Source organism: Neorhizobium sp. SHOUNA12A, from assembly GCF_023006505.1.
In the GTDB taxonomy this organism is placed as follows: Bacteria; Pseudomonadota; Alphaproteobacteria; order Rhizobiales; family Rhizobiaceae; genus Neorhizobium.
Genome location: NZ_JALBGV010000003.1, coordinates 174,474 through 186,478 on the forward strand (window position 1 = coordinate 174,474; position 12,005 = coordinate 186,478).

Genomic DNA, 12,005 nt, shown 5'->3' on the forward strand with positions numbered 1-12,005 from the left:
TAATGAATATGTTCAATGGCCTGTCTGCGTTTCCCCTGACCCTGACCGATGCTGAGGGGCGCATTGACGCCGAGGCGCTGGCCCGCTTTCTCGAGCGTATCCATCACGCGGGAGCAGATTCCATCGGGTTGCTCGGCAGTACGGGCGGCTATGCATACCTCACGAAGGAAGAGCGCAAGCGTGCCGTCGCGGTTGCTGTTGAATGTATTGGCGGCAAGACTCCTCTTGTGGTGGGTGTAGGAGCATTGCGCACCGACGACGCTCAGGCTTTGGCGCGCGATGCCAAAGCCGCTGGCGCCGACGGTCTGCTCCTGGCGCCCATGTCATACGTTCCCCTGCACGAGGACGAAGTCTTTCAACACTTTGTCGCTGTGGCCGAGGCGGGGGAATTGCCTTTGTGCATCTACAACAATCCAAGCACCACACGCTTCACATTCAGCGAGGCATTGATCGCCCGGCTGTCGGAGGTGTCCAACATCGTCGCCGTGAAAATGCCCCTGGCGGCCGGTGACGATTACGCGGGAGAACTCGCACGCCTGCGGCAGGTCACCCCTGACAGGTTCGCAATCGGATATAGCGGCGATTGGGGGGCGGTCGATGCGTTGCTTGCCGGATGTGACACCTGGTACAGCGTTGCGGCAGGCCTGCTGCCGGGCCCGGCGCTTGCGCTGACGCGTGCTGCGCGCGCCGGCGATATTGTCGAGACCGCGCGGTTGAACAAAGCTTTCGAACCGCTCTGGACCTTGTTCAAACGCCACGGCAGCTTCCGCGTTATGTTCGTCATTGCGGACCTTCTGGGTCTGGCGCATGTGCAGCCGCCGCGTCCGATTTTGCCGTTGCCGAACGACGCCGGAGATGACGTCAGGCTGGCATTGGAGATGATCGAGGTCGCGGGCCGGCAGAGGCTTTAGCGTCCCGGGCGCGGTTGGGACATCTTTCATTTATCTACTGCCTTTACTCAGCCGAGGTTCCGAGCCGGAAGAAGGCGTGGTCACGGCTCTCGACCTTGCACCTGAAAAGGTACGGCGAGCAGAAGGAACGATGAGCAAGGTGAATGCCCGGCCGGCGGGCGGCTTGAACGGAACGGCGCTTAGTTCGGAGACACTCAGGAGGAGCCGTCGAATATCTTTCGGCAGATGGCCAGCATATGCCGGTTGTAGTCTTGGTTGCGCATGGCGTTTTCAAAAATCCGACGCATGATCGGGTGCTCCCGATACTTGAGCAATGTATTCTCCCAATCGACAATCAGGTCGTCACGATCCTTCTGCGACATGCCGAGATCGATGGCCTGGTTATGGGCAATAAAGACCATGCGCGAAACCTGCCCAAACAGTCGCTTCATGAAAATAAAGGCTGCCAGATCCTCGTCCTTCCAGGAAGGGTCGATCTCGGGCGCATAAGCCTGCCTGATAACTGCTGGGGGAGCATTGATGAGCGTTTCCATAGCGCGGTCGAACTGACCTTCTGCCTGCAGGATGAAGTTGACGGCGGCAGTGTCGGATTGCTTTTTTGCCTGCCGGCGAACCAGCCGAAACTGCCGAATGGCAAGAAGTATAGCGATGGGCGTTGAGATGCTCGCGAGCGCCTGCGCCACCATCAACACGGTCTGAAGCGAAAATTGCATGTGATCCTCCAGGAACGGCTTGCGCTTACCACGAAGCTTATGGAGGGACAACGATGGCGGCTCGTCCGACCGCCTCGGAGGCGGACGTAGACATTGGCGCGGACCAACGTTCAGCCTGCCTTAAACTCCTGAGGGAATAGAACTGGCGACCACTGCCAAAGAGCCGTCTAAATCGTAGAACCCATTGAATAAGCCGCCCAGTTTCAGACTGCCGGCTAATGGTTTTCTTCGAGATTTCCATGAGCAATGCGCCGTCCGACAAAACCTGGCCGTACCGCCGGCTGGGCCGGCGATGGCGCCGGGCTAAGCCTCCAAAACGTTTTGGTTGACTCCCAAAACGTTTTGGAGGATGTTTATTTCAATTCGGGAGGAAGATCTTGGCAAATCTGAAACAGCTGGCACATTCGCTCGGACTGTCGATTACCACTGTGTCCCGAGCACTTGATGGCTATTCCGACGTGTCCGCGGCCACCCGCGAGCGGGTTCGCGAGGCGGCAGAGGCCGCAGGTTATCGGCCGAATGCCTCCGCTCGTCGGTTGCGCAAGCAGCGCGCGGAACTGGTCGCCGTGACGCTGCCGAGTGACCCTGGCCACGTCGGCCCTCCTCATTTCCTCGACATGTTGTCAGGCTGCGCCGAACATCTCGCTACGGCCGGTCTCAATCTCGTCATCGCGCCTGTGCCGCGGGGTGTCAGCGAACTTGAAATATGCCAGCGCTTCGTCGACGGGCGCCGCGTCGATGCCATGCTGCTGGTCCGCACCAAACGAAAGGACGAGCGCGTCGAATACCTCCAGTCGCGGGGCATTCCCTTCGTCACCAACGGCCGCACCGAAAGCCTGATTCCCCATCCGTTCATCGACGGCGACGGTTTTGCCGGGTTCCGCGCCGCAACGTTGCGCTTCCATGCAGCGGGGCATCGGCGCATCGGCCATATCGCCGGACCGCAGGAATATTACTTCGCGCATGTCCGTCGCCGCGGTTGGCAGGCGGCGATGGAGGAATGCGGGCTTGCGACCGATCTCTGCGCCGAAGGAGCGCCGCTCGAACAGGGCGGTTATCTCGCAGCGCTGGAACTTCTGCGCCAGCCGTCGCGTCCGACGGCCCTTGTCTGCGCCACCGACGAAATGGCGATCGGCGCGCTTCGGGCACTGCGCGAAGTCGACGGCGGCAGCCAGATCAGCATCGTGGGGCATGACGACCTGTCGATGGGCGCCTTCACCAGCCCGCCGCTTTCGACCATGCGCATGACCGGCGAGAACCTCGGCGCGACCTTCGCGTCGCTGCTCCTGCGCGCCATCGCCGGAGAGCCCGCCGAAGACCTTCAGGAGCTTCACGCGATCGAATTTGTCGACCGCGACAGCCACCGCCGCCCGCCCGTGGCCGCATAGACAGCAGTGCATTCAAGACGAATAAAATGAAGGAGGAGAAGATGAAACATATCGTGTCACTTACAATTCTGGCTTCGACCGTGCTGGCGTTTGCCTCGCCGGTGTTTGCTCAGACGGTTTTCGTATCCACCCAGCTTCGCCCGATCGAGGAGGCGACCGTGGTCCGGCAGGACCTTTTGAAGGATGCCGGCAAGGTCGATTACGTGGTCGAGGAGCCGCCGCAGTTCGCAGTGCGCATGGAGGCCGAAGCGCAGGCCGGCAAGCACACGGTCAGCCTCGTCGGCGCGCTGCATGGCGAGCTTTCGCCGCTCGCCGACAAGGGCCAGTTGGAACCGCTCGACGAGCTTGCCAAGAAGCTTGCCGCCGGCGGCATGCCGCAATCGGTTCTTGATCTCGGCAAGCTCGGCAAGCCCACGCAGCAGTATATTCCCTGGATGCAGGCGACCTATGTCATGGCCGCCAAGAAGGAAGCCCTGCAATACCTGCCGAAGGGTGTGGATATCAATGCGCTGACCTACGACCAGCTGATCGAATGGGGCAAGAACATGCAAGCTGCCACCGGCCAGCCGCAGATCGGGTTTCCGGCCGGTCCGAAGGGCCTGATGGCGCGTTATTTCCAGGGCTATTTCTATCCGTCCTTCACCGGCGGCGTGGTGCGCACCTTCAAGAATGCAGATGCTGCAGCCGGATGGGAGAAGCTGAAAGCGCTCTGGGCCTATGTCACTCCGAACTCGACCAATTACGACTTCATGCAGGAGCCCCTGGCCTCGGGCGAAGTCATGGTCGCCTGGGACCATGTCGCCCGCCTGAAGAACGCCATCTCGGCCGCCCCGGATGACTATGTCGTCTTCCCGGCACCGGCCGGCCCGAAGGGGCGTGGCTACATGCCGGTTCTGGCCGGGCTTGCGATCCCGAAGGGCGCACCCGACACGGCAGGGGCCACGAAGGTCATCGAAACGCTGACGACAGAGAAGACCCAGCTGCTGACGGCTTCGAAGGTCGGCTTCTTCCCGACCCTCAACGTCCAGCTGCCGCCGGACCTCGACAAGGGCGTGGCGCTTCTCGCCGGTGCGGTCACCAAGACGCAAGGCTCCAAGGATGCCGTGATCTCGCTTCTCCCGGTCGGTCTCGGCGACAAGGGCGGCGAATTCAACAAGGTCTACATGGACGCCTTCCAGCGGATCGTGCTGCAGAACGAGCCCGTCGCCGACGTGCTCGCCAAGCAGGGCGCCACCATGGCCAAACTGATGACCGACGCCAAGGCGCCTTGCTGGGCTCCGGACGCCAAGAGCGACGGCGCCTGCCCGGTTCAATAGGCACCATCCGACAAGCCTCCCAAGGCTGATGGCATCCGGGCGCGAATGCCCGGATGCCAAATCCGAAAGAGCGGGAGCAGCGGATTGCAAGATGCCTGGATTCCGTCGCGATACGGGTGGGGGAGAGAGGAACAAGTCGATGTGTGATCAATTCTCAAAGCCCCCTTGCGAGGGCAATCGATGACCCAGAACCGACCCTGGATTCCCTATCTGCTGATCCTGCCGTCAGTCGCCTTTCTGGCGCTGCTCTTTGTCGTGCCGCTGGTGCAGACGATCTGGCTGGCTCTCTCGGACAATGGCGCACCGTCGCTGGCGAATGCCGAGCGCATGGTGACCGACATCAATTTCACCCGCTCGGTCAGGAACACCTTTCTTCTGACGATCGTCGTCGTGCCGGTGCAGATCGCCATCGCGCTCGCCATGGGCACCATGGTCGCCAAGGTCGGCCGCGGCCGCGAGACCATTCTCTGGATCTGGACCATCCCGCTTGGCATTTCCGATCTTGCTGCCGGCCTTGTCTGGCTGTCGATCCTGCAGAATACCGGCTATTTCAACTCGCTCCTCTTCAGTCTCGGTGTGATCGGCCGGCAGGCGAGCTGGCTGTCCTACCAGACGCCGGTGGCGCTTTTCATCGCCATCGCGGTTGCGGAAATCTGGCGCGGCACGGCGATCGTCATGGTCATCATCGTCGCCGGCCTCAACCAGGTGCCGAAGGAATTCAAGGAAGCCGCCGAGATCTTCGGCGCCGGCCCATGGACGCGTTTCTGGCGTATCACCCTGCCGCTGATCCGGCCCGCCCTGCAATCGGCGCTGATCCTGCGCACCGTGCTCGCCTTCGAGGTATTCGCAGTGGTCTATGCGCTCGGCGGGCGCAATTTCCCGGTCCTCGTCGGTGAGGCCTACAACTGGCAGAACCAGAACCAGAATTACAGCGTCGCGGCGGTCTACGCGGTACTGATCATGATCATCTCGCTTGCCGCGACGCTGATCTATCTGAAGGCCCTGAAAGTCGATCCGGAGCGCCTGTCATGAGTACGGAAACCATGAGCGCGACGGAAACAGCTTCCCGTCCCGCAAGCTTCGCCTCCTCCCGCCGCTGGCTCCTCTGGAGCGGTATCGCGGCGCTCTGCGCCTGGGTTCTGGTGCCGATCTATCTGGTGGCGTTGGGGGCACTCGGCGGTCGCCAGGGCGTCTATATCTGGCCGAAGACGGGCTTGCCGACCGGGATTTCGCTCGAACCCTTTATTCTGTTCCTGAAAACAGAAGGCGTCGTACAGTCTTTTCTCAACTCACTGGGGGCAGCCGGCATCACGGTGGCGCTTTCCATCCTGCTGGGCGCCCCGGCCGGCTATGCACTGGCCCGCTACGATTTCCGGGGCAAGGACAGCTACCGCCTTCTGGTCCTGCTCACCCGCGCCTTTCCCTTGGCGATCCTGGCGCTGCCGCTCACCGTCTCCTTCATCCGGCTCGGGCTCTATGACACGATCATCGGCGTCGGCCTGATCCACACCGTGCTGGCGCTGCCCTTTGCGGCGCTTGTCACCCAAGGCATATTCCTCGGCGTGCCGAAGGAACTCGAAGAGGCCGCCTGGGTGTTCGGCTGCACCCGCGTCCAGGCCTTTTTCAAGGTGGTCGCGCCGCTGGCTTTGCCCGGCATCGTCGCCACGGCCGTATTCGCCTTCGTCATCTCCTGGAACGAAGTGTTCGCCGCCTCGGTGCTGACGGTGCGCAACCGCACGCTCACGGCCTATCTGCTGACGGTGCTGTCGGAAAGTCCGATGCATTACCGCTTTGCCGGCGGCTTGATGCTCATTCTCCCTTCCGTTGTCTTCATCTTCGCGGTCAGGCGTTACCTGTTCGCGATCTGGGGCATTTCCTCCAAATAACGGGACCATCGACATGGCCAATATTGTCATTGACCGCATCCGCAAGAGCTTCGGCGCCTTCCAGGCGCTGAAGGAGGTCTCGCTGACGATCAACGACGGCGAGTTTGTCTCGCTGCTCGGGCCGTCGGGATGCGGCAAGACCACGCTCCTGCGCATCATCGCCGGTCTCGAAACCTCGACCTCGGGCGATGTCCGCATCGGCGACAGGTCGATCATTGGACTGGCGCCCAAGGATCGCGGGCTGGCGATGGTCTTCCAGAACTATGCGGTCTTCCCGCATATGACGGTCTACGAAAACGTCGCCTTCGGCCTGCGCATGCAGAAGGCGGACGATGCGCGGGTGAAGGCGCAGGTGGAGAAGGCGGCCGGCCTGCTGCATATCGAGCCGTATCTCGACCGTTATCCGAACAAGCTTTCGGGCGGTCAGCGCCAGCGCGTGGCGGTTGCCCGCGCGCTGGCCGTCGAGCCGAAGGTGCTGCTGATGGACGAGCCGCTCTCCAATCTCGACGCATTGCTGCGGCTCGAAATGCGCACCGAACTGAAAACCGTGCTGCAATCGGCGGGTACGACGACCATCTATGTCACCCACGACCAGACCGAGGCGATGGGCCTGTCGGATCGTATCGCGGTCATGCACAACGGCGTCGTCGAGCAGGTCGGTCATCCGGTCGAGATCTACAATCATCCGGCGACACGTTTCGTCGGCGGTTTCATCGGCAGTCCTCCCATGAACTTCATCAAGGTGCCGGTCTCGAACGGCCGGGTGGCGGCCGGTGCTGAACAGCTCGCGGTGCCGGAGGATGTCGGCAATGAAATCGTACTTGGCCTGCGTGGCGAAGCGGTGGAACTCGCGCCGCTGCCGCAGGGGATCGAGATGAAAGTACGGGTCGCCGAGCCGATGGGGTCGCATCTGCTCCTGACCGGCTCGATCCACGACCAGCCGGTGCGGGTTATCCTGCCGGCGTCGGAAACCGTGAGGAGCGGCGACACGATCGGCCTGAAGCTCGACCGCAAGCGCATTACCTGGCTTTCGCCCGAAAGCGGCAAGTCGTTTCCGGCCGTTTCGGCCTGAGCATACCGGAGTACCCGACATGAACGTGCATATCACCGAGGCGAAGCGCATTCTCGTCGCCAACGACCGCGGCGGCTATACGGTGCCGACCGACAGGCTCTACCCGTTCCAGTGGAACTGGGATTCCGCCTTCGTCGCCATGGGTTTCGCGCTTTATGATACCGACCGTGCCTATCGCGAGCTGGAGCGGCTGATCGAGGGGCAGTGGGCGGACGGCATGATCCCGCATATCGTCTTCCATCAGCCGAGCGATACCTATTTCCCGGGTCCGAACGTCTGGCGCACCCGTCACACGATCCCGACCTCCGGCATCACCCAGCCGCCGGTCTTTGCGATCGCGCTGCGCAAGGTCTTCGAGGCGGCCGGCAGCGGCGCGGAGGCGCGTACCCTGCCGCTCTACGAGGCCGCGCTGAAATGGCATCGCTGGTGGTATTCCGCGCGTGATCCGGAAGGTACCGGCCTGGTCGCCCTGCTGCATCCTTGGGAAAGCGGCAGCGACAACTCGCCGGCCTGGGACATCGCGCTCGCCCGCGTGCCGACCACGACCGACACGCCGGTCGTGCGCAAGGATACCGGCCATGTGAACGCCTCGATGCGCCCGCGCGACGAGGACTATAACCGCTTCATACACCTGGTCGACACCTATGCCGCCTGCGGCTGGGATCCCGCAAGGCAATGGGAAAAGGCGCCGTTCAAGGTGGCCGAGATCCAGACCACCGCTATCCTGCTGAAGGCCGGCGAGGACCTCGAACATCTCGCCCGCGAATTCGGCCGGACGGAGGACGCCGCCGAGATCGCCGCGTTCAACGAGCTCACCCGCAAGGCAATACTCGCGCAGTGGCGCCCGGCCCTGTCACGCTTCGTGTCCCGCGACCTGATCTCCGGCGAGGATGTCGAAGCCGCGACACAGGCAGGCTTCATCCCCCTCCTGTCGCTCGACCTGGACAAGAGTATCGCCGACGCGCTGGTCGACGAGATGAAGGCCTGGTCGAAGGGCCTCAAGGTCGCCTTTCCAACCACCAAGCCGGGTTTCGCAGGCTGGGAACCGAAACGCTACTGGCGCGGCCCGGCCTGGGCGATCATCAACTGGCTGCTGATCGACGGCTTCAGGCGCAACGGTCATCCGGAAGCGGCGGAAGAGCTGCGCAGATCGACGGTCGAGGCGATCGAGACAGAAGGTTTTGCCGAATATTTCGACCCTATAACGGGCGAAGGCTGCGGCGGCCTCGGCTTTTCCTGGACCGCCGCCGCTTATATGTGGCTTGCGTGGACATAAGATCAGCGGAAAGCGGCAGATTGCGACATAGTCGAACGACTCGAGTGCTTGTTGCCTGACATGCGCACCAGGCAAGATAAAAAATCCAGTGCCCGTCTGATGCCAGGAGACGCCCGATGGAAAGGAATTGCTGCAAACGGAAAAGGAGTCACGCAACATCGGAACTCAACACCGGCAGGCGGCAGGCTTTTTCCACAGAATATACCGATCCGTTTGGAGCAAAAGCATTTCCATTTTTTCAGCCTCTTGCGTCCGGATGCATAAAAATCTCTCTATAAATTTAGAGCAATATTAAGGGCCGCGCCGATCGTTGGGTCGACAGTGTTTCCGCGGCATAGCCATAATCCTTGATCGTGAGTGCCTTTTATCTCGAGTGAGACATGGCTCCCGCTCAGCAGTCGATTTCAGCCAGTAGCGGAGTTTTACATGTTCATTCGTGTACTCGATTGCATCAGCACCGATCATAACCCGACGCTTGTCGTCCTGGCGATTGTTGTCGCGCTCTTTTCGGGCTTTGCACTGTTCACCATCCTCGACCATGCCAGAGCGCGACATGGACGTATGAAGACTGTTTGGGTATTTGTGGCTGCCTTCGCGGTGGGTGGCGGAATTTGGTCGACGCACTTCATCGCCATGCTGGGTTTTCAACCTGCTGCGTTTGTGAGCTACGATGTAGGTCTCACAGCAATATCGGCCATTTTTGCAATTGCCTTTGCCGCAGCCGCAACGCCCCTGTTACTGTCGCCTGGTCTTGTCAACGCTCTCGCGGGCGGTCTTCTTCTCAGCGGCGCAATTGGCACCATGCACTTCATCGGCATGAGGGCTTTGCTATTTGCCGGCACTCTCGAGTGGCATTTGCCTCTCGTTGCGCTTTCGCTCTGCGCGGGCAGCTTACTGGTGATCGCGGCGACATTCGCTGGACGACGACGTGCTTCGGTCGGATCTCGCCTTTCTGCGGGAACCTTATTCGGTGCAGCTATCTGCACACTGCATTTCACCGCGATGAGTGCCGCCCTTCTTAAGACAGACCCGTCTCTTCGAGTTGCGGATGGGAACCTGTCGGAATTTCTCCTTGGGCTCTCCGTTGCCGTGGTCACAACATTGATCGTGGTCTTCAGTCTGGTGACGGTTATGTTTGATCGACGTGCTCACGACGCGACCGTCGATGCCCAACAGATGCGATCCATTCTTGAGGCCGCACAGATCGGCATCCTTGTTTGTCAGGATGATGAGGTCATCTCGGCAAACAAGGCATTCGAGCGGCTCGTGGGCTGTGAAGGGTCGAGTATCGAAGGTCGTGCCGTTGCCGACTTTTTTGAACTCCCGGCAGGCGCCGATCGTCACGCACCTCGCCTTTACGAGACCGAAGGACAACTAAAGACGGCCAATGGGGTGCGGGTGGACGTTGCGCTCAACACAACACCGATCCTGTCGGGAGACACGTTGCGACATCTCGTCGAAGTTCGCGATATTGGCGATCATAAACGTGCTCGTGATCGCTTGGACTACCTCGCCAACCATGACGAGTTGACGGGACTTCCAAATCGCAGGCTGTTAAATGCCGAGCTGCGAAAAGAGGCGCTGTCCAATCAGGAGTTTGGGCTACTGTGGGTCGATCTTGATCGTTTCAAGGAGATTAATGACACGCATGGGCATGCGATCGGAGATGCTCTTCTCCACGCGGTGGCGCAACGCTTCCGCTCGGTTCTGGACGAGCGGCATTTGCTTGCGCGTGTCGGTGGAGATGAGTTTGTCGTTCTGTTCAAGCACTCATCAAGACAACACGATCCCGCCAGCGCGGCTGAAAGCCTGTTGAAGGCAATGGTCAATCCGATTGTCGTCGACGGCCAAATGCTGGAGGTCGGGATTTCTATCGGTCTGGCAAGATACCCCCATGACGCGAAGTCGACAGACGCTTTGATGCGCCGAGCCGATCTTGCTCTTTATGAGGCAAAAAAGACCGGCCGCAGCCGCTACGCCGCCGCGTCGTGAGCCTTGCGTTGCCGGTTAGGTGGCGATACCGCCATGGCTCCTTCGCGGTTGCGCATCCACGGCCACCACCATCGCCGGTCGGCGATCAGATCGTCTCCTCTGGCAATGTGATCGGGGCTCTCCTGATTGACGAAATATAGTTCTTTAGGACCGTCTGAACGGTATCTTCTGCCGTCTGTCCGGGTATCGCCCACTGCGCGAAATGACCATCGATGTACATACGGGCAAGCCCGTAAACGAGCGCCCTTGCGGCAATTTGTGTTTCCATGATGTCGTTTGACTGAAGCAAATTTCGCCGCCTGGCCTCCAGCATCGCTGCTTCAACAAGCAGACGCACGGCGTCATTGTCCCGGCGTAGAGATTCAGAATTTTCCCAATCAATCAGGCTCCGCGTCGAGATGATCTGGAAGTGTGTCGGGTTTCGAATCGCCCATCGCAGATAGGCCACTCCCACCGCTGCAAACCGATCAACCGGATCGTCAGTGATAACAGCCTCCACCGCGTTGACGATCTCCAGCCTAAAACGCGCCATCGCCTGCTCAGCAACAGCTGTCATCAAAGCGGTCTTGTTGCTGAAGTGCCGGAAAGGGGCGCCTGGGGAAACGCCAGCCCGTTTTGCTACTTCTCGAACACTCACGTTGGCGGGGCCGTCCTCCTCGACAAGTTGAACAGCCGCATCGATCAGCGCCTGCCGGAGATTTCCGTGATGATAGCTTGGGCGATCTTTGCCCTGGTCTTCGCTCATAGGTGTTTCCGTTCAGTTGGATGGCATTCGGTATCACAACGACATGAGAAATGTAATCGCTGTTTACACTCCTCACAAATGAATGTAAGCAGTGATTACGGACGGGAACTGGAACACCTTGCGATCCTCGCAACTCTCTACTTTCCCGGATGGAGGAAACATCATGCTCGCGAAAAACACCCCTGCTTTATCGCCTACACCATCTGGCAACCTCACGGTCTCCAGCTCCAGCGCAAGGTTCCGGTCATTTTCGGCGATGTCAGGCGCTTCAGACGGTATCCTTTACCGTGTCGCAGCTGTCTGTGGAGTAGGAAGTGCAATCATACTGCTGATCAATGCGGCCAAGCGTAGCGGATTGATCGCGACCACCAATCTCACCCAAATTCTCGCACCCCTTGCCGAAATTCTGGCGCTTGGACTGATCGTCGGTTTGTTTCTATCCGTCGGCCGCCGTACCGGCCTGTTTGGGTTGATTGCCTTCGTTCTCAATTTCGCGGCCCTTGCGAGCCTGGAAGGGGTGGAAGTCGTCATCAATCTGGTATTTTCCAAACTTCCGATGGCAACCATTGTTGAGCTTCAGGCGGGACCGCTCGGGCTAGCAGGCTGTTGAAAAAGGCCTAGCCTGAGCGCTCCTCTCATGATTCATTGGTCCCGTCGAGATTGGGAATTGATGGATGCGCGGCGGCGACGTGAGATCGGGTGAACT

The 12,005-nt window shown here is 60.3% G+C and carries 11 protein-coding genes; 9 read left to right on the forward strand and 2 right to left on the reverse strand.

What is annotated here, in order from left to right; translation table 11 throughout:
- The first annotated feature begins 2 nt into the window (after positions 1 to 2).
- Positions 3 to 911, forward strand: a complete 909-nt coding sequence (locus tag MOV63_RS02635; RefSeq protein WP_247031471.1) for a dihydrodipicolinate synthase family protein — start codon at positions 3 to 5, stop codon at positions 909 to 911.
- Positions 912 to 1,105: 194 nt separating this feature from the next.
- Here MOV63_RS02635 and MOV63_RS02640 read toward each other — a convergent pair whose 3' ends face one another.
- The gene (locus MOV63_RS02640) at positions 1,106 to 1,624 is read right to left on the reverse strand and encodes a hypothetical protein (RefSeq protein WP_247031473.1); all 519 of its coding nucleotides are present in this window, start codon (positions 1,622 to 1,624) and stop codon (positions 1,106 to 1,108) included.
- Positions 1,625 to 2,001: 377 nt separating this feature from the next.
- On the opposite strand from MOV63_RS02640, the gene MOV63_RS02645 reads away from it, so the two are divergent.
- The 7 genes from MOV63_RS02645 to MOV63_RS02675 all read left to right on the forward strand — a co-directional run bounded on the left by MOV63_RS02645 (position 2,002) and on the right by MOV63_RS02675 (position 10,554).
- Positions 2,002 to 3,012 carry a LacI family DNA-binding transcriptional regulator gene (locus tag MOV63_RS02645; protein ID WP_247031475.1) on the forward strand — a complete coding sequence of 337 codons (1,011 nt, stop codon included), beginning with the start codon at positions 2,002 to 2,004 and terminating at the stop codon, positions 3,010 to 3,012.
- Between the two features lie 41 nt (positions 3,013 to 3,053).
- Positions 3,054 to 4,328 carry an ABC transporter substrate-binding protein gene (locus MOV63_RS02650; RefSeq protein ID WP_247031477.1) on the forward strand — a complete coding sequence of 425 codons (1,275 nt, stop codon included), beginning with the start codon at positions 3,054 to 3,056 and terminating at the stop codon, positions 4,326 to 4,328.
- A gap of 180 nt (positions 4,329 to 4,508) precedes the next feature.
- A complete protein-coding gene (locus MOV63_RS02655; RefSeq protein ID WP_247031479.1) occupies positions 4,509 to 5,360 on the forward strand; it encodes a carbohydrate ABC transporter permease in 852 nt (283 codons plus the stop codon).
- A complete protein-coding gene (locus MOV63_RS02660) occupies positions 5,357 to 6,214 on the forward strand; it encodes a carbohydrate ABC transporter permease (RefSeq protein ID WP_046605761.1) in 858 nt (285 codons plus the stop codon). The genes MOV63_RS02655 and MOV63_RS02660 overlap by 4 nt, the downstream gene beginning before the upstream one ends.
- Before the next feature lie 13 nt (positions 6,215 to 6,227).
- A complete protein-coding gene (locus tag MOV63_RS02665) occupies positions 6,228 to 7,286 on the forward strand; it encodes an ABC transporter ATP-binding protein (RefSeq protein ID WP_247031481.1) in 1,059 nt (352 codons plus the stop codon).
- A 19-nt stretch (positions 7,287 to 7,305) separates the two neighbouring features.
- Entirely contained in the window at positions 7,306 to 8,562 is a 1,257-nt protein-coding gene (locus MOV63_RS02670; RefSeq protein ID WP_247031483.1) for an MGH1-like glycoside hydrolase domain-containing protein, read from the forward strand.
- Between the two features lie 426 nt (positions 8,563 to 8,988).
- Positions 8,989 to 10,554, forward strand: coding sequence for a diguanylate cyclase domain-containing protein (locus tag MOV63_RS02675; RefSeq protein WP_247031485.1), 1,566 nt, complete (start codon positions 8,989 to 8,991; stop codon positions 10,552 to 10,554).
- An 85-nt stretch (positions 10,555 to 10,639) separates the two neighbouring features.
- Here the strand turns inward: MOV63_RS02675 and MOV63_RS02680 are convergent, their stop codons facing one another.
- Entirely contained in the window at positions 10,640 to 11,299 is a 660-nt protein-coding gene (locus tag MOV63_RS02680) for a TetR/AcrR family transcriptional regulator (RefSeq protein ID WP_247031487.1), read from the reverse strand.
- Between the two features lie 163 nt (positions 11,300 to 11,462).
- Between MOV63_RS02680 and MOV63_RS02685 the strand changes: the two genes are divergently transcribed.
- Complete coding sequence (locus MOV63_RS02685) at positions 11,463 to 11,909, forward strand: hypothetical protein (RefSeq protein WP_247031489.1); 447 nt, start codon at positions 11,463 to 11,465, stop codon at positions 11,907 to 11,909.
- Positions 11,910 to 12,005: the final 96 nt, after the last annotated feature.

Coding starts and splice junctions, on each gene's coding strand:
- MOV63_RS02635 (WP_247031471.1), top strand. CDS start 3: ATGAATATGTTCAATGGCCTGTCTGCGTTTCCCCTGACCCTGACCGAT.
- MOV63_RS02640 (WP_247031473.1), bottom strand. CDS start 1,624: ATGCAATTTTCGCTTCAGACCGTGTTGATGGTGGCGCAGGCGCTCGCG.
- MOV63_RS02650 (WP_247031477.1), top strand. CDS start 3,054: ATGAAACATATCGTGTCACTTACAATTCTGGCTTCGACCGTGCTGGCG.
- MOV63_RS02655 (WP_247031479.1), top strand. CDS start 4,509: ATGACCCAGAACCGACCCTGGATTCCCTATCTGCTGATCCTGCCGTCA.
- MOV63_RS02660 (WP_046605761.1), top strand. CDS start 5,357: ATGAGTACGGAAACCATGAGCGCGACGGAAACAGCTTCCCGTCCCGCA.
- MOV63_RS02665 (WP_247031481.1), top strand. CDS start 6,228: ATGGCCAATATTGTCATTGACCGCATCCGCAAGAGCTTCGGCGCCTTC.
- MOV63_RS02670 (WP_247031483.1), top strand. CDS start 7,306: ATGAACGTGCATATCACCGAGGCGAAGCGCATTCTCGTCGCCAACGAC.
- MOV63_RS02675 (WP_247031485.1), top strand. CDS start 8,989: ATGTTCATTCGTGTACTCGATTGCATCAGCACCGATCATAACCCGACG.
- MOV63_RS02680 (WP_247031487.1), bottom strand. CDS start 11,299: ATGAGCGAAGACCAGGGCAAAGATCGCCCAAGCTATCATCACGGAAAT.
- MOV63_RS02685 (WP_247031489.1), top strand. CDS start 11,463: ATGCTCGCGAAAAACACCCCTGCTTTATCGCCTACACCATCTGGCAAC.